We start from the raw sequence: 17,737 nt of genomic DNA, 5'->3' as shown, positions 1-17,737 counted from the left end.
GCAGGTATCCTCAGAAGATCAGGTTGAAGCCGAGCGTCATGCTGCGCCCGTTCTTGATGTAGGCGCGGCTTCCCCCCGTCCCCGACGACACGGTTTCCCAATAAGTGTGCGAATCGAAGAGGTTCTGGACCTGGAACTGCACCGAGGACTTCTTGAGGAAGGTCTTGCGGAAGGTCAGGTCCACGAAGCTATAGGCCTGCTCGTAGGGATTGTTGCCGAAGTCCTGGATGCCGCCGAGGAACCGCGACTGGTAGTTCCATGCACCGTAGATTTCCCAGCCCTTGCGCTCCCAGAACAGTTGCAGGTTGGCGATCGTCTCGGGCGTTTCCATCAGCGGCAGGGTGTAGCCGTCGGGATGCCACGAAAGCCCCGTGACCGCCTTCGAACGCTGCAGCGTCAGGTTGCCGCCCACGCCCAGCGAACCGAGCACGCCCGGCAGCCAGTGCAGGAGCTGCTGGCCACTGATCTCCACGCCGTAGACTTCGGCCCACTTGCCGTTGTTCGGCATCGAGATCGCCACGCCGGCAGGATCGACGTTCTCGCCCAGCGTCCCGTCGCGGATGTTGCTGGAGGAGGAGCGGAACAGGAAGTTGGTGATGTGCTTGTAGTAGAGCGCCACCGAATAGGCCCCGGTGCGGCCGGCATAGTGCTCCAGCGACATGTCGAGGTTGAGCGAGCGCATCGGCTTGAGGTTCGGGTTGCCCTGCGCGATCGAGGTCAGCACCCACTGCGAGACCGGGTTTTCCTCGCCGTCGCCATCGGGGTCGGTGTCGTAGCCGTATTCGCGCGCCGAACTCATGCGGGCGATGTCGGGACGCGCGAAGCTGGTCCAGACCGCGCCGCGCAGCTTGGTGCGGTCGTCCAGTTCGTAATTCACATGGACCGAGGGCAGCACGTTCACGAAGCTGGACTTGTCCGAGACGAACCGCTCGCCCTGGATCAGGTCCATGTTCCAGGCGTCGATCGTGTTGCGCGTCGCCTCCATGCGCACGCCGGCGATCACTTGCGCCCGGCCGAAGCGGGCCGTGCCCATGGCATAAGCCGAGATCACCCGTTCGCTGAAGCGGAAGCTGTCCTCATTCGAAAGCTCCGCGTCATTGGGATCGACCGCGAAACCGTCGAAGATCTCGCTCTGGCCGTCCTCGGCGCGCTGGAGTTCGGCCAGCATCTTGCGGTTGTCGATCGTGGTGCCGAGCCGGTAGAGCCCGCTATAGGCGCCGCCGAACAGGCTGTTCACGTCCTTGCCGTAGAACTCGGAAAAGTCCGCCAGCGTGCCGTCCGCCTCGAGGTTCAGGAACGAGCCCTGATAAGTGCGGCGGCGCGAATTGTAGAACTTGGCGCCGGTCTTGAACGATTGCAGCCAGGAATCGACCGGCTTCCATTCAAGGTTGAACTGCGCCTGCCAGAGCTTCTCGCTGCTGCCGCCCACTTCGCCTTCAAGGCTGCTGAAATCGTACTGCGACGGGTCCTGCACCGCTTCGAGCCCGGCGGAATTGAGCAGCCACTTCGGGAAGCGCGAATCCTCGCTGCTGCTGAACAGCACGCCCTCGTTGCCGAGCCAGCCGTACTTGTCGCTGCGGAATTCCAGCGTGTACCCGTCGTCGAGATTGTCTTCCGACTGCGAGTAGGAAACGTCGTAGTCGACCGTCAGCTCGCCCACGCGCGAGATTCCGCCGAGGTTGGCCGAGGCGAGGCTGCCGGTCTCGCGCGAACCTTCCCAGAAGCGGCGCAGGCGGAAGCCCTGCGGGTCCCACGTACCCGACCCGCCGTTGAGGCTGTAGAACGATTTGCCCTTGCGGTCCGCGTCGGTGATGATCCCGTCGCCGTCCTGATCCACGATCTGGTCGAGCGAATAACCGTAGATCCGGCCCAGCGCATCGTCGTACCCGGTCACGTTGTCGTCGGGCTGGAGCAAGGCGGTATCGGCGGAATCCACCTGCACCAGGCGGGTCGAGTTCCGGGCGGTGTCGTTGCGGAAGTTCAGGCGGTTGAGGAATTCGTCCTTGCGGTACTTGTTGTACTGCCCGCGGAAGTGGAAATCGTGATTGTCCGAGCGGTAGTCGATGCTGGTATTGGCGCCCCAGCGCTTCACGTCGGTTTCGCCGAAGCCCAGGTCCATGCCGCGCATGACGAAGCGGTTGGGGTCCCAGCCCAGCGTCTCGCTGTCATCGTACCAGGTATCGGGCTGGTTATCGCCGTCGACGCCGTTCTGCTCGAACTGCGACTTGCGGCGGCTCCAGTTCGCGGCGACGTATATGCCGAAATGGTCGCTGAACTGGCGCGAAAGCGCGCCGGAAACCTGGCCGGACTTGCGATGGTCGTACTTGTCGAGCATCCCGCCCTCGGCGGACAGACGCGCGTACATCGGGGTCTGGTCGAAGGCGGTCGGGGTGGAGATATCCACCGAGCCGCCCAGCGCGTCACCGTCGCGGTCGGGCGTCAGGGTCTTATAGACGGTGATCTGCTTGATACCGTCCGGCGGCAGGACCGAGAGGCGCACGCCGCGATAGAAATTGTTGTCGCGCGAACCGGCCCCGCCCAGGCGAACGCCGTTGATCGAGTAGTTGTTCAGCTCGGTGGAAAGGCCGCGCACGGTGATGCGGTCGCCCTCGCCCGTGGTCGGGCTGCGCACCGCGTTGACGCCGGGCAGCCGCGCGAGCGCCTCGGAAACATTGTTGGCGGGCAGCTTGCCCATGTCGTCGGCGCTGATCGTGTCGGAGACGGTGTCGTTCCTGCGCTTGATGTCGAGCGCGTGCTGCGCCGCCTCGATATAGCCGGTGACGACGATCTCGCTGTCTCCGCCCCCGGCAGGCTCTTCGGCAACGGCGGCGGCGGCCACCGGCGCGGCGCGGCGCGCCGGAGCGGTGACTGCGGCGGGGCGCGGCGTGGCCGCCCGCGCCTTCAGGATCACGGTGCCCCCGCGAAGCTGCGTCTCGACATTGGCGCCGCGCACCAGCCGGGCGAGCGCCTGCTGCGCGCTCATCCGGCCCGAGACGGCCGCGCTCCGGCGCCCCCGCACCGCATCGGGCGCCGCCGCCACCTGCAGCCCGGTAACGCGCGAGAATTCCTGAAGCGCATGGCCGAGGTCCTGTGCCGGAATGGCGAAGCTGTACTGCCCCGTGGCAGCCGCCTGCGCAGGCGCCGCGGCGACCCCGCCGCTCACCGTGGCCAACGCGATCGCCCACGCGGATACGCGCAGCAGGGCATTACTCGAACGAAACATCATTTCCCCCCTAGGATAAGGCATTCGGGGGGAAGACGTGCAGGCCCGGCCTAACCCGACAATTATTTTTTCTTACATTTTCATTACGTTATCAAGTATTCTTGATGACACCAAGAGCCTGCCGCCTAACGCGAAAGCAGGTAGCGGCCGCCTTCCCTGTGCCACTGGAGATCGTGGATCGCGGCCAGCGCATCCAGCACCATCTCCGGGTCCGACGTCTGGAACCGGCCCGTCACCGGAAGGTCGCCCAGGGCCGGATCGGACAGTTCGATCGGCCGCGAGGAACCCCGGTTGAGCCGCTGCACGAGTTGCCGCACCGATGTATCCTCGGCATCGAACCAGCCGTCGATCCAGCCGGGATGATCGCCCGGCACATCGCCAAGGCTGCGGACCTTACCGCCGCCCACCTCGATGCCGCTGCCCGCCGGCAGGCGCCATTGCCGCCCGGCACCGGCATCCACGCTCACCAGGCCGCGATAGACCCGCACCACCCGCGTCTGTTCGTCCACCAGATCGATGTCGAAGGCGGTGCCGAGCACGGTCACGCTGGAGCTGCCGGTATCGACGGCGAAATTGCGGACTTTCTCGTGCGCAACGTCGAAGAAGGCCTCGCCCTCGCGCAGGACGACCTCGCGCGACCATGGGGTGAAGCGCACGTCCATCCGGGTATCGCCGCTGAGGCGCACTTTCGATCCGTCCACCAGCTGGACATCGCGGGTTTCGCCGCGCGCCGTGCGGTAGCTCGCCTCGCTCACCAGCAGCCGCGCCCCCAGCGACACGACCACCACGAGGCAGAGCGCCACCGCAGTGAAGGCCGCGAACTGCTTCCACGCCTGCGCGGCCCAGTTCGGGGCCTCGCCGTCTTCCGGCAGGCCGGATTCGTCCGTACCCGTCCGGGTGCCGCCCGCCGCGCCGGGCCATGACCCGATCGCCGCCGCGCCCGTCCCTGCCTCCGCTGCCGTCAGCGCGTCCTGCATGGCCCCGGACTGCCAGAGCCCCTGCATCCGCGCATAGGCTTCCACGTGGCGGCTATCCTGCAGGATCCAGCGATCAAACGCCGCCGCCATCTCGGCATCCTGCAAGGGGCGGTTCATCCGGTCCGCCCATTGCGCGGCCTGACGGTCGATCTCGCCGAAGTCCTGCCGGTCGGGCATCATTCAGCCATGTCCCGCAAGGTCCACGCCCGCGCGTTCGAGCGCCCGCCGCAGGTCGAGCAGACCGCGCGTGATATGCTTCTCCACCGCCTTCGCGCTGATCGAGAGATCGTCACCGATGGCGCGGCAGCTTTCATGATTGAGGCGCCTGCGAATGAGCACTTCCCTGCGCAAGGGCGGCATCCGCCGCAGGCAGAGCGAGAGCACGTCCAGCGCGCGGCGTGAATCGAGAACCCTGTCCAGCGAGGGATCGTCGCTTTCCCATTCTTCGTCTGCTTCCCCGGACTGGCGCGACCCATGGCAGTAATCCTGGCGCATCTCCCGCCGCTGCAAGTCCACGATCAGGTTGTCCGCGATCCTGAAGCCCAGTGCAAAGAGACTGCCGATCTGCTGCGTCTGGCTGAGAGCGATCAGCCGCGCAAGCGTTTCCTGCGCCACGTCGTCGGCCACGTCGGGCCGCGTTCCCCGCGCCCTGAGATAGCGCACGAGCGCAGCGCCGACCGCATTCCAGTCCTGCGGCGGCGACGCGGGACGATCCATGGCATTCGACAACACGATTTTTCACCCAGCGCCCCGCCGTCTCGTGTCCGGCCGGCGGTCCCTAGGGCCTGTCCATGACGGTTTGAGGAATACCGGAAACTGCAGGAACGGCAGCGCCCGGTTGGGTATTCCTGCGGGCTTCCCTTGGCCCCGGCCCCACGCGCGGCGCTGGACCATTGACTCGGGCGCGGGCTGAATCTAACCGGCGCACTGTTGCGATTGATTTGCAATATACAGTTGGACGGTGGGAAGACGATGGCGAGAAGTGCCGCGAACGGCAGGACGACGGGGCGCGGTATCGGCCGCTGGAACGTGACCGCACGCATTCTCGCGGCGGTCCCCGCGAACTATCTCGTCACCTCGCTGGCAACGGCCTGCCTGGCCCGGCTGCTGGCGCACGGACTTTCCGTCAACCCGGCGGAGGCCAGCGTGGCGGCCACGCTGCTGTCCTTCGCGCTTTTCGCCACCATCGCGCTGCTGGCCTTCGGCCTGCGCTCGGCAGGGCGGCTCTGGCTGTGGCTGGCCGTTTCGGCAGCGGTTCTTGGCGGCGCGCTGTGGCTCTCGCTCGACATGGGAGGCCGGCTGTGAAGGAGGGCCTGCGCCAGTCGATGGCGCTGCTCCACACCTGGACCGGGCTGCTGCTGGGCTGGCTGCTGTTCGCCATGTTCGCCACCGGCACCTCGGCCTATTTCCAGGACGAGATCACCCGCTGGATGCAGCCGGAGATCACCGGCGATGCCGATCCGGTCGCCTCGGCGCAAGGCGCGGTGCGGTTCCTGCAGCGCACGGCCCCCGATGCGGCGAGCTGGTACATCTCGCTGCCCAACAGCCGCAGCGCCACCACGCAGGTCTACTGGCAGCCCGGCGAAGGCAGCGCGCCCGCAAACCGCGGCGAAACCAGCGCCCTGCTCGACCAGACCGGCAAGGAAGTCTCCACCCGCGAGACGCGCGGCGGCTTCTTCCTCTACCGCTTCCACTTCGACCTGCACTACATGCCGGTGCTCTGGGCCCGCTATCTCGTGGGGCTGGCGGCGATGTTCATGCTGGTGGCGATCCTTTCGGGCATCATCACGCACAAGAAGATCTTCGCGGACTTCTTCATGCTGCGCTTCAACAAGGGACAGCGCTCCTGGCTGGACGCGCATAACGTGACCGCCGTGATCGCCCTGCCCTTCCACCTGATGATCACCTTCACCGGGCTGGTCACGCTGGCGGTCATGTACATGCCCTGGGGCATCGCCGCCAACTATGCCGATCGCGCCACCTTCCAGGACGCCGTCTTCGGCCGGACCGAGGAAGTGGCCCGCAGCGGCAGCCCCGCGCCGCTGGCCGCCATCGCGCCGATCATGCAGGCGGCCTCCGCCCGGTGGGGCGGCAAGCGGGTGGGCTACCTCAACATCTCCAACCCCGGAGACGCCACCGCCAGAATCGGCGTGACCCGCGCGGCGGAAGGCGCCATCGGTTCGCGGGGCGAGGAAATCTCGTTCGGCGGCGTCACCGGCCGCCCGGTGGATGCCAGCATGGCCAAGGGCGCCGCGCTCGCCACCGAGAGCGTGATGATCGGCCTCCATGCCGGGCGCTACGCCCGGTACGGCCTGCGCTGGCTCTACTTCCTCTCCGGCCTCGGCGGCACCATCATGGTCGGCAGTGGGCTCGTGCTCTGGACGGTCAAGCGCCGGGCCAAGCTGCCCGATCCCGCTCGCCCGCACTTCGGGTTCCGCCTCGTGGAGAAGCTCAACATCGCCACGGTCGCGGGCTTCCCTGCGGGCCTTGCGACATACTTCCTGGCGAACCGCCTGCTGCCGCTGGACCTTGCGGAGCGTGCCGAGCGCGAGATCGACAGCCTGTTCCTCGCCTGGCTCGCGGTGCTGCTCTGGGCGCTGGTGCGCCCCTCGGCCCGCGCCTGGCCGGAAGCGCTCGGCCTTGTCGCCGCGCTGTTCGCCGCCGTGCCGCTGGTCAATGCACTGACGACCTCGCGCGGGCTGCCGGTGAGCCTGCTCGCGGGGGACTGGCTGTTCGTCTCGTTCGACACGGTCATGCTGCTGCTGGCGGCGGGCTTCGCGATGGGCGCGCGCAAGGCGGCCCGCAAACGCGCGGAGGGGCCCCGCCCCGCCCGGCGCAGGAACCAGACGGCGGTGACGGCATGATCCAGCTCCTTTGCATCGTCCTTGCCGGCGGCGCCTTCGCCGCGCTGGCCCTGTCGATGAAGCGCCACCAGCGCGACCTTGCCGGGCGGGCGCTGACCCAGCGGGAAACCCGCCTCGCCCGCATCGGCGGCTGGACGCTCGTGGTGCTGGTGCTGGGAATCGACGCGGCGGCATCGGGCTGGGGCTACGGCACGGTTGCCTGGGCCGGGCAGCTCACCGTGGGCGCGTGGGCCAATGTCGCCTGGCTGATCTGGCGCGGCCGTTCCTCGCGCGGGGCCTGAACCTTCGCAGCCCGCTTGCCCCGCCCGCATGTCATGGACATGTCGCCGCGCGGGAGCGATAGAGCGGCCCTGTCCATCCTTGCGGGAGCCTGACCATGGGAATGCTGATCGACGGCCAGTGGCACGATGTCTGGTACGACACGAAGTCCACCGGCGGCCGCTTCATCCGCAAGGATTCCGCCTATCGCGGCTGGATCTCCGCTGACGGCGCCTCCGGTTTCAAGGCCGAGGCCGGGCGCTATCACCTCTATGTCAGCCTTGCCTGTCCCTGGGCCCATCGCACCCTGATCGTGCGCGCGCTCAAGGGTCTGGAAGCGCTCGTCCCGATCTCCGTGGTGAACTGGGTCATGATCGAAAAGGGCTGGACCTTCGCCGATGCGCCCGGAGTCATTCCCGATCCCGTCAACCATGCCGACTATCTCCACCAGGTCTATACCGCCGCCGATCCCGCCTACAGCGGCCGCGTCACCGTGCCCGTGCTCTGGGACAGGCAGACCGGGACGATCGTGAACAACGAATCCTCCGAGATCATCCGCATGTTCAACGAGGCGTTCGACGGGCTCGGCGCCGCGCCGGGGGACTTCTATCCCGAAGCCCTGCGTACCGAGATCGACGCGGTGAACGCGCGGGTCTACGATACGGTGAACAACGGCGTCTACAAGGCCGGCTTCGCCACCAGCCAGGATGCCTACGAGGAAGCCCTCACGCCGCTGTTCGATTCGCTGGACTGGCTGGAGCAACGGCTCTCCCGCAGCCGCTTTCTGGTGGGAGACAGGCTGACAGAGGCCGATATCCGCCTTTTCACCACGCTGGTCCGCTTCGATGCCGTCTACGTCGGTCACTTCAAGTGCAACGTGCGGCGGATATTCGATTATCCCGCCCTGCAAGACTACCTGCGCGACATCTACCAGACGCCGGGCATCGCGCCGACGGTGAACTTCCAGCACATCAAGGGCCATTATTACGAAAGCCATCGCGGCATCAATCCAACCGGGATTGTGCCCAAGGGCCCGATACTTGACCTCGACACGCCGCACGGACGCTCCTGATCGGGACTCCCGCGGCAACTTTGGGCTGTTCCCTCTCGGGCAAATACAGGTAAGCTGTATTCCGATCCGCACTATCCCTCAGTTCCCAAGGAGGCGCCCCCATGCGCAAGGATGCATCCCTCTACTCGATCGATGGTTCGTCGCTCTCCGGTGCCTCCTCGGATGAGCCCCTCACCGACCGTCTGAACCGGGTGCTGGAGATGCTCCGCGCCGAGTTTCCGCACGCGGTGGACATCGGGCTGGAATTCGACGGCAAGCTCCACGCCCATATCGACGTGCGCGGCGGCGAGGAAGTCTGCGGGGTGGAATCGAAGCTGCCCAACCTGGGAGAGGGAATGTTCACCCAGATCGCCCACGGCGCCACGCCGCACCATCCCTTCTTCCACCGCATCAGCTCGGTCGTCGAAGGATAAGCGGCGGCGCGGCGGGGCGACCTGTCGCGAAACCATCATCAAACGGTGATCGTCCCGTCACTTGCGGAGCCTATCGAGCCCTGGGCGGCATCGAAGGCGCCGTGAGGGACGGCAAGGTCTCGATGCCCTTGCCGCTTTCGTGGTATCCTGCCGCATCCATCGTTCGAGCGAGGGGCAGAACATGATCGACGAACCGACCCGCCATTTCTGCGCCGGAATCGGGGCACGCCCATGATCTTCGCCGCGCTCGCGCTTGCCCAGAGCCTGGCTCTTGCCCTGCCTCCCGCTGTCGCGGCCTCCGGCGCGGCGCCCGGCGCGCCGCTTCCCGCAGCAACCGAACTGCGCCGCATCGCCGCCCCCGAAGCCCGGCAGGGCGCGGCCGGCGGCCATGGCTCCGTCTATGCCGTGGGCGATCACGAGGTCGCCCGTTATGACGCCGCGAGCGCCCGGCGCGTCGCGCACTGGAGCGGCGATCCGGTGATCTACCCGCATCTCAACAGCTGCGAACTGGACGGTTCCGAACTGGTCTGCGCGGCTTCGAACTATCCGCAGGTTCCGATGGACAGCCAGGTGCTGTGGTTCGACGCGGCCAGCCTGAAACCGCTGCGCAGCCATGCCCTGGGCCATGGCCACGGCTCGCTGACATGGTTCGTCCGCCACGAGGGCAGCTGGTGGGCCTGCTACGCCAATTACGACGGCAAGGGCGGCGAGCCGGGCCGCGATCACCGCGCCACCACACTTGTCAGGATGAACGACCGGTTCGAGGAAACCGGCCTCTGGACCTTCCCGGAGACCGTGCTTTCCCGCATGGCCCCGCGCAGTTCCTCGGGCGGTTCGTGGGGCAAGGACGGCTTGCTCTACGTGACCGGCCACGATCTGCCGGAAATCTATGCGGTCCGGGTTCCCAGGCAGGGCGGCGTGCTCGAACATGTGGCGACGATCGCCATGCCGACCGGCGGCCAGGCCATCGGCTGGGCCCCGGACGAGCCGCGGGTCATATGGTCTATCGAGCGCAAGACGCTGGAAATGGTGGCGAGCAGGGTTCCTCCGGTGAAGAGCGGAAGGAAGCCGTAGATCCGATCATCGCCCTGCCGGGCCGCCCGGCAGGAAACGGCGCAACAGGGGACGACCATGATCTTGCACAGGGGCAGGCGCGCAAGGGAGTTCTTGAAAGCATCGGTCCGCTGGACCGCAAGAGACCGCCGGCCGGTCTGGCTGGCGGTGCCGCTTGCCGCCGCGCTCGGCCTTGGCGGCGCCATCGGGGGGGAACCGCGCGATCCGGTCCCGATCACGGCGGCGCCGCTGCCGGAGCCAGCAACGGCGGGAGCAAGGGAGCCGGGCACGATTTCCATCCTCACCTACAACGTCAAGGGCCTGCCCTGGCCGCTTGCCAGCAACCGCCCCCAGGCGCTTCGCCGCATCGCCGAGCGGCTGGCGGGGATGCGGCGCGAAGGGCGCCAGCCACATGTCGTCGTCCTGCAGGAAGCCTTCACCGCCGATGCCAAGGCGATAGGGCGGCGTGCCGGATATCCCTTCGTGATCGAAGGCCCCTACGCCCGGCGCGCGCCCTCGCATTCAGGCGGTCGCGACTGGCATCTGGGCGAAACCAGCATGGCAGTGGTGGACAGCGGGCTCGTCCTGCTTTCCGACTTTCCCGTGCTGGGCGTGGAGCGCGCCGCCTTCCCGCCGGAGGACTGCGCCGGGTACGACTGTCTTGCCGCCAAGGGCGTGCTGATCGCCGAACTGGAAACCCCGGATCGCGGCCCCGTGCTGGTGGCGACGACGCATCTCAACTGCCAGAGCGCATCGGGAGCGCCCAAGGCCCGCACCACCGCCGCTTTCGGACGACAGGCGGCCTTCCTCGGCGCATTTCTCGCAAGGGCACATGCGCGCGGATTGCCGGTGGTGGTGGCGGGAGACTTCAACCAGGGCCAGCGCCCCCGCCGCGCGGCCCTGCTCCGCACGGCGCTGGGCGAGGTGAACGGACAGCCGGTGCGCGATGCCCTCAGCCGGAGCCTTCTCCCCGGCGCGTCTGACGATCCCGCCCGGAACGCCGATCTCGCCGCGATCCGCGAGCACGCACGCGATCTGCAATTCGCCTTCGACGGCACGAACGCGCGCATCGTGCCGGTGGGCGCGGACGTGCCCTTCGGCCGCGAACCGGACGGCCGGATGCTTTCCGACCACATGGGCTACACGATCCGCTACCGGATCGAGCCATTCCGGGCTTTGCGGCCCCGGATTGCTACGAACTAGGCCTGAGCAAACCTAGGGTTGCGGAGAAGACGAAGCGGCGGGTGCCGGATCGGTGCGGCGTGGCTGCACCAGTTGCTCGATGATCTGCCGCCCGTCGATCTGGAGCCCCTTCTCGTCCAGCTTCACGTCCACCGGAGCGCCGCCGATCTGGGTGGAGAGCACCGCTTTGCCCTCCTCCACGCGCAAGCTGGAATCGCCCAGCGGGATATCGCCGATATCCGGCACGTCGAGCGGCTGGACCGGGCCTTCGGGATCGGGGCTCCCGGTTGCACGGGGACGCGGCGCGGCGCGCTCGCCCAGCGCCTGCTGCATGAAATCGCGCCAGATACGGGCCGGAATCGTGCCGCCGGAAACCCCCTTGAGCGGCGTATTGTCGTCATTGCCGACCCACACGCCGACCACGAGGTCCTTGGCATAGCCCACGAACAGCGCATCGCGGTTCTCCTGGCTGGTGCCGGTCTTGCCGTAGTTCGCGGTTTGCAGCCGGGCGCCGCGCCCGGTGCCGCGATTGACGGCGCCCCGCAGCAAGGTCTCGATATCGTCGTGCTCGCTCTGCGACAGGCTGCGGCGGCCGCTGATGAGCCCGTCGAACCAGCCCTCCTCCTTGGCCTTGAACGCCGTCGGCGCGACCGGGAAGCGATTGCCGGCCACGCCCGCATAGGCCGCCGTCAGTTCCATCAGCGTCATGCTGGACGTGCCGAGCGCGAGGCTGGGATCGCCATGCGGCAGCGGCGCGGTGACGCCGAGCTTGCGCGCCATGTCGATCACCGCCTTGTCGCCCACTTTCTGGAACAGGCGCACGGCCGCCACATTGCTCGAATGGGCGAAGGCATCGGCCAGCGTGATCGTCTGCGAATAGGCGCCCCCGGCGTTCTGCGGGCGATAGTAGCCGATTTCGAACGGGGTGTTCTCGATCGTGTCGGTCGGCTTCCAGCCGTCATCGAGCGCGGCAAGATAGACGAAGAGCTTGAACGTCGAACCCGGCTGGCGCCGGGCCTGCGTCACGCGGTTGAACGGCGACTTGGCATAGTCGCGCCCGCCGACCATGGCCACGACCTCGCCATTGGGCCGCATCGCCACCAGCGCGACTTGCGCCTTGCCCAGCGGCGCATTCTCGATGGCGCGGCGCGCGGCGGCCTGGAGACGGGAATCGAGCGTAGTCTTGTAGGTCTGCGCGGCATAGCTCGCCTCGTCGAGCCCGCGCGCCTGCGGCAGCGCCCAGTCCGCGAAGTAGGTGCCGGTGGGCAGGTCGTTCTGCGAACGCACGTCAAGGCGCGGCGCACGGATGGCGCGGGCCTGCTCCGGCGTCATGTATCCCGCCTCGACCATGGACTGGAGCACCAGCTTCATGCGCTGCTCGGCAAGATCGTAGTTGTTGGTGGGCGCGAGGCGCGAAGGCGCCTTCATCAGCCCCGCCAGCATGGCCGACTGCGCGGGCGAGAGGTTCTCGGGCTTGCGGTGGAAGTAATGCATCGAGGCCGCCCGCAACCCGTAGGTATTGTCGCCGAAGTAGGCGTTCGACAGGTAGCGTTCGAGGATCTCGTCCTTGCTCAGCCAGGCTTCCAGCCAGAATGCGATCAGCACTTCGCGCGCCTTGCGCGTCAGGCTGCGTTCGGAGGTGAGGAAGGTGAACTTGGCGAGCTGCTGGGTGATCGTGCTGCCGCCCTGGGTGCTGCCGCCGCTCACGTTGCTCCACAAGGCGCGGGCGATGCCGCGCGGATCGATGCCCCAGTGGCTGTAGAACCGGCGGTCCTCGATGGCGATGAAGGCCTGCGTGACGTGGATCGGCAGCTTCTTCACCTCCACCGGCGCATCGACGATGGCGCCGTTGCGCGCGATCGGGGTGCCGTCCGCCGCCAGCAGCGTGACTTGCGGCGGCGAAATCGGCTGGAGCGACTTTGACAGCGGCGCCGTCACCAGCAGCCAGCCGATCAGCAGGAAGAACAGCATCAGCACGCCGACGGTCCCGCGCGAAATCCACCACCAGCGCGAACGGCCGCGCGGCGGCGCCTCGGCGGAAGGCGGCGGGTTCGGGGAACTGGGGGAATGGTCGTCCTGGTCCGGCCCGCCTTCCGGCAGGCTTTTCAGGTTATCCAACGTCAAGGCCATATCGCGGCTTCGCCTGCACTTCCCATCCAACAAGGCCCGCAGCGGGCCGGATTTCGCCAATACGGGGTTCCGTGGCGCCTTGCGAGGCAAATGTTGTCGCAAAATCGACAAACCGATGACCGGAACCGGCGCAGGTCCATCCCTTCCGGTACGGTGTGCGTGCCATCCCGTCTATCCGGCAGGGGTAGCCCCGTTCCCGGAGGGCTAGGCCATGCGTTCCGGCGCGGGCATTCGGGAGTATAAGGTCCTGTAGATACACGCCGTCCCACCCGCCCGGTAGCCTGCTTGCATATCGATGGCAGGAGAGATCGAGCGTGACGGCACATTCCAAGATCGAAGCCCGGATCGAGACCCTCGGCCCGGATGCGCCGGAAGACCGCAAGCTGCTGTCGCTGGAGCAGAGCCTCGCGCTGGACGGCGATGCGGCGATGGACCTCTATGCCGCGCACCTCAACAAGTACATGCTCCAGGTCTTCGACATCCTCGGCCTGGCGCGCATGGATATCGAAAGCGCGCAAGGCGCCGAGATCACCTTGCGCGACGGGCGCACCATCCTCGACTATTCGGGCGGTTTCGGCGTGCTCGGGCTGGGCCACAACCACCCGCGCGTGATCGCCGCGGAGCGCCGCTGCCACGAACTCAAGGTGCTGGACTGCATCAAGATCGCGCCGCACAAGCTGCAGGGCGCGCTGGCCTACAACATCTCGCGGTTCCTGCCCCGCCCGCTGGACGTCTCCTTCCTCGCGGTATCCGGCACCGAGGCCAACGAAGCGGCGATGAAGCTGTGCGAGCGCGTGCAGACCCCCAAGGGCAAGACCAAGTTCCTGTGCTTCCGGGGCGCCTTCCACGGCAAGACGCACGGCCCCCTCTCCCTCACCACCGCCACCGACGTGCAGAGCGGCTTCATCATGGGCGTTCCCCGGGAGAACGTCGTCTTCGCCACCTATGGAGACATCGAATCCGTGATCGAGGCGATCCGGCAGGAACGGACCGCAGGCGGCAACCGGATCATCGCCGGGATCGTCGAAACCATCCGGGGCACCTCCTGCGAAGTGCCGCGCCCGGGCTTCCTCACCGAATTCGCGGCGCTGTGCCGGCAGGAGGACATCCTGACGATCTTCGACGAGGTGAAGGTCGGCATGGGCCGCACCGGCAGGTTCTGCGCCTTCCAGCACGAGGACGTGGTGCCCGACGTCGTCACCCTCGCCAAGACGCTGGGCGGCGGCAAGCGCGAACTGGGCGCCATGGTCACCTCGCAGGCCCTGTTCGACAAGGCCTATGGCAACAAGCAGGACTGCAACCTGCACAGTTCCAGCTTCAGCGGCATGGGGGAATCCTGCGCGGTCGGCATCGAGACGCTCAACGTGCTCGCGGACGAGAAGCTGATCGAGCGGGCCGGACGCATCGGCGCTTACCTGAAAGCCGGGCTGGAACGCCTGCGCGAGAAGTATCCGCGCAAGATCGTATCCCTGCGCGGCAAGGGCTGCTTCCAGGCAATCGAGCTGAACTTTGGCCAGCAACTTGCTGAAAAAGCGATAGATATACGCAAGAACCCGCTTTTCGTGACTTACGAGACGGTGCTGATCGGCGCCGTGGCGCGCGAACTGTTCGAACGCCACGGCGTGCTCGTCCATTTCCAGCCCGGCGCCCGAGACCTGCTGCACTTCATGCCGCCCTACATCGTCGAGGAGGCACAGGTGGACCATCTGCTCGCCGCTCTGGACGACGTGCTGGGGCGCGGCGTGGCGGATGCCACGGTCCGCTTCGTCGCCAAGAACATCAAGCGCGTGCTGGGCTGAGCCGATGGCAACGCCCGCCGAGATGGCCCGCCCCTTCGCGGCCACCGCGCCCCGCCCTCCCCTGGGCCTTGGCAATGCCGCTTCGGTCCGGCAGGGCCGGATAGCCTGCGCGCTCCTGGTGCTGGGCTCGCTGGCATTGCTCCAGTTCAACGTCCACCACGGGCTTTCCGTCACCCCGGACAGCACCCGCTACATGGGGATCAGCCCGATCCCCTACGACGCGCCGGTCTACCACTGGATGCTCGTGCTGCCCCATGCGCTGGGCGTGCCGCTGCTGACGGCGGCCATGGCCTGGGCGATCGTCACGCTCTGCACCAATGTCGTCATGATCTTCGCGCTGCTCCGGCGGGCCGCGGGGGACTGGCGCCATGCGGCGGTCGGCACCGCCCTCGTGGCGCTGGCACCGCAGTTCGTCGCCCTTCATGCCAGCGTGATATCGGAGCCGCCGTTCATCTCCTTCGTGTTGTTCACGTTGTGGTTCGTGCTCGACTACTTCGAGCATGGCCGCCAGCGCGACCTGGTGATCGCCTCGCTCATGCTGGGCATGGCCACGCTTGCGCGGTTTACCGCCCCCCCGCTGGGCGCCGCCATCGTGCTGGTCCTGCTCACCACGCCGCGCCTGCCGCTTGCCCGGCGCGTGGCCGACAGCGTGCTGATGGCCGTCCCGGGGGCCGCGCTGTTCTTCGGCTGGGTGATCCTGAGCACGCTGACGGTGGGCCATTCCATCGGCCGCGAGATGCGCTTCTACGGCAACATGGGGCCGGCGCAGTGGCGGGCCAATCTCGAAACCACCGCCGCCTGGCTGTTCCCCGACAACGTGCCGCTGGCCTTCCGCGTCAGCCTGCTCGTCCTGCTGCTCGGCTTCGCTGGCTGGCAGTTCACCCGCCAGCTTGCCGCCTGGCGGAACGAGCGCGCCGATGCGCCCAGCGATGCGCGCACCGCCCTGTCGCTGGTCCTCGGGCTGTTCTTCGTGGGCTATCTCGCCTTCGTCTGGCTCTCGACGATGCTGGAGGCGAACCTTTCCTTCGTGGGGCGCTACGGTCTTCCCGCCTATCTGGTCCTGGCGATGCTGCTGACGCTTCAGGCAAGCGGGCTCGACCGCCGACTGGCCGCCCCCCGCGCCATGTGGTTCGCGCTGGCCGCGCTGGCGGCGGTGATCCTCGCCTCGCACACCGTGCGCACGGTCAGCCGCACCCATGACGCCTATCGCGAGGGTTCCGGCTTCCACGCCCGCATCTGGCGCGAATCCCCGACGATCGCGGCGGTGCGGGCGCTTCCCGCCGCCTCGCTGGTCTATTCGAACGGCCCCGAAGTCGTCACCCTGCTGACGGACCGCCGCGCGGGCATGGTGCCGATGGAGCGCCTGCTGCGCACCAACCGGCCCGATCCCAACGATCCGCCCGAAGCGCAGATCGCCCGCATCCGCGGCGAAGCGGCCGCATGGCCCGAGCGCCCGGTCTATGTGGTCGCCTTCGACAACATCGACTGGCGCTTCTACCTCGCCAGCGAAGACCGGCTGCGGCGCGCGCTCTCGCTGGTTCCCGTCGCCAGCTTCGCCGACGGACGCATCTACCGCGTGTCGCCCGCGGTGCAGCCATGACCCCGCCGCCGCCATCGGCATCCCCGCCCGCGATCGCGCCGCCCATCGCGGTGGCGCCAATCGCCTCCGGCCCGGTCGGCCCCCTCATTTCCGGAACAACAGCCGTTCCATCCGCATCCGTTTCACCGCCAGCCACCCCGCCCCCTCCGCTCCAGGAGAATCCCCCCATGCCCTCGACGGCCACGCTTGACCGCAAGACCGCGCGCCTGCGCGATTACCTGACCCTTGCCCGCTTCGATCACATCACCAAGCATGTGTTCATCATACCGGGCCTGATCCTCGCCTATGCACTGCGCGAGCCCTCGCTGCTGGACGCCCCGCAGCGCGTGGTCATCGGCTTCGTCGTGGCCATCGCGATCGCCTCGGCCAACTACGTCATCAACGAATGGCTGGACCGGGAATTCGACGCGCATCACCCCAGCAAGCACCACCGCAAGGCCGTGTCGCTGCAACTCTCGCCGGCGCTGGTCTATGTGGAATACCTGGCCTTCGCCGGGGTCGGCCTTTCGCTGGCGGCTTGGATGGGAGGCAGCTTCTTCGTCTTCTCGATCGTGTTCCTCGCCTCGGGCCTCGTCTACAACGTGCAGCCGATCCGCTCGAAGGACCGCCCGTTCCTCGACGTGATCTCGGAATCGGTGAACAACCCGATCCGCCTGACGCTGGGCTGGCTGATGATAGACCCCTCCAGCATGCCGCCCGTCAGCCTCCTGCTCGCCTACTGGACCGGCGGCGCCTTCCTCATGGGTTCCAAGCGCCTGTCCGAATACCGCGACATCACCGCCGCCGTCGGCCTTGAAACGCTGACCCGCTACCGCAAGTCCTTCGCCGGCTATACCGCCGAGAGCCTGGTGGTGAGCTGCCTCGTCTATGCCATGCTCTCCTCGTTCTTCCTCGGCGTGTTCCTCATCAAGTACCGGGTCGAATACGTCCTGGCCTTCCCGTTCATCGCCGGGCTGTTCGGCTGCTATCTCTGGCTGTCGATGCTGCCGGACTCGATCGCGCAGCGGCCGGAACGGATGTTCCGCTCCCGCCGCCTGATGGCGACGCTGGGCGTGACCGTGAGCGTGCTGCTGGTGCTCTCGTTCCTCGACCTTGCCGGCCTGTCCACGCTCACCAACCGCAGCTTCACCCCGGCGGACATGCTCCCCGGGCACCGCAAGTGAGGG

General features: G+C 67.4%; 14 protein-coding genes. 10 read left to right on the top strand and 4 right to left on the bottom strand.

Going from position 1 to position 17,737, the window contains the following annotated elements; translation table 11 throughout:
- Positions 1-10: 10 nt before the first annotated feature.
- From U9J33_RS07630 to U9J33_RS07620, 3 genes are all read right to left on the bottom strand, one after another.
- On the bottom strand, positions 11-3,226 hold the full coding sequence (locus U9J33_RS07630) for a TonB-dependent receptor (protein ID WP_324698802.1): 3,216 nt from the start codon (positions 3,224-3,226) through the stop codon (positions 11-13).
- A gap of 122 nt (positions 3,227-3,348) precedes the next feature.
- Positions 3,349-4,380, bottom strand: coding sequence for a FecR family protein (locus U9J33_RS07625; RefSeq protein ID WP_324698801.1), 1,032 nt, complete (start codon positions 4,378-4,380; stop codon positions 3,349-3,351).
- Positions 4,381-4,917, bottom strand: coding sequence for an RNA polymerase sigma factor (locus U9J33_RS07620; protein WP_324698800.1), 537 nt, complete (start codon positions 4,915-4,917; stop codon positions 4,381-4,383).
- Between the two features lie 255 nt (positions 4,918-5,172).
- On the opposite strand from U9J33_RS07620, the gene U9J33_RS07615 reads away from it, so the two are divergent.
- From U9J33_RS07615 to U9J33_RS07585, 7 genes are all read left to right on the top strand, one after another.
- Entirely contained in the window at positions 5,173-5,505 is a 333-nt protein-coding gene (locus U9J33_RS07615; protein WP_324698799.1) for a hypothetical protein, read from the top strand.
- Complete coding sequence (locus U9J33_RS07610) at positions 5,502-7,064, top strand: PepSY-associated TM helix domain-containing protein (RefSeq protein ID WP_324698798.1); 1,563 nt, start codon at positions 5,502-5,504, stop codon at positions 7,062-7,064. The genes U9J33_RS07615 and U9J33_RS07610 overlap by 4 nt, the downstream gene beginning before the upstream one ends.
- The gene (locus U9J33_RS07605) at positions 7,061-7,345 is read left to right on the top strand and encodes a DUF3325 domain-containing protein (protein ID WP_054441249.1); all 285 of its coding nucleotides are present in this window, start codon (positions 7,061-7,063) and stop codon (positions 7,343-7,345) included. The genes U9J33_RS07610 and U9J33_RS07605 overlap by 4 nt, the downstream gene beginning before the upstream one ends.
- Positions 7,346-7,440: 95 nt before the next feature.
- On the top strand, positions 7,441-8,394 hold the full coding sequence (locus U9J33_RS07600) for a glutathione S-transferase family protein (protein ID WP_324698797.1): 954 nt from the start codon (positions 7,441-7,443) through the stop codon (positions 8,392-8,394).
- A 101-nt stretch (positions 8,395-8,495) separates the two neighbouring features.
- Positions 8,496-8,807: a hypothetical protein gene (locus tag U9J33_RS07595; protein ID WP_231636170.1), complete on the top strand. Its 312-nt coding sequence runs from the start codon at positions 8,496-8,498 to the stop codon at positions 8,805-8,807.
- 231 nt (positions 8,808-9,038) lie between these two features.
- Positions 9,039-9,881, top strand: a complete 843-nt coding sequence (locus U9J33_RS07590; RefSeq protein ID WP_324698796.1) for a hypothetical protein — start codon at positions 9,039-9,041, stop codon at positions 9,879-9,881.
- A 93-nt stretch (positions 9,882-9,974) separates the two neighbouring features.
- Positions 9,975-11,063: an endonuclease/exonuclease/phosphatase family protein gene (locus U9J33_RS07585; protein WP_324698795.1), complete on the top strand. Its 1,089-nt coding sequence runs from the start codon at positions 9,975-9,977 to the stop codon at positions 11,061-11,063.
- Between the two features lie 12 nt (positions 11,064-11,075).
- Here the strand turns inward: U9J33_RS07585 and U9J33_RS07580 are convergent, their stop codons facing one another.
- Positions 11,076-13,172, bottom strand: coding sequence for a transglycosylase domain-containing protein (locus U9J33_RS07580; protein WP_324698794.1), 2,097 nt, complete (start codon positions 13,170-13,172; stop codon positions 11,076-11,078).
- Positions 13,173-13,486: 314 nt separating this feature from the next.
- On the opposite strand from U9J33_RS07580, the gene U9J33_RS07575 reads away from it, so the two are divergent.
- From U9J33_RS07575 to U9J33_RS07565, 3 genes are all read left to right on the top strand, one after another.
- Entirely contained in the window at positions 13,487-14,971 is a 1,485-nt protein-coding gene (locus U9J33_RS07575) for an aspartate aminotransferase family protein (RefSeq protein WP_324698793.1), read from the top strand.
- A gap of 4 nt (positions 14,972-14,975) precedes the next feature.
- Positions 14,976-16,571 carry a glycosyltransferase family 39 protein gene (locus tag U9J33_RS07570; RefSeq protein ID WP_054441240.1) on the top strand — a complete coding sequence of 532 codons (1,596 nt, stop codon included), beginning with the start codon at positions 14,976-14,978 and terminating at the stop codon, positions 16,569-16,571.
- 167 nt (positions 16,572-16,738) lie between these two features.
- Positions 16,739-17,734 carry a UbiA family prenyltransferase gene (locus tag U9J33_RS07565; RefSeq protein WP_054441238.1) on the top strand — a complete coding sequence of 332 codons (996 nt, stop codon included), beginning with the start codon at positions 16,739-16,741 and terminating at the stop codon, positions 17,732-17,734.
- The last annotated feature ends 3 nt before the right edge of the window (positions 17,735-17,737 follow it).

Origin of the sequence: Novosphingobium sp. RL4 (assembly GCF_035658495.1) — a bacterium.
Taxonomy (GTDB): Bacteria; Pseudomonadota; Alphaproteobacteria; order Sphingomonadales; family Sphingomonadaceae; genus Novosphingobium.
Note: the sequence above shows the minus strand (reverse complement) of the source record. Positions and strands in the feature narration are given on the sequence as shown.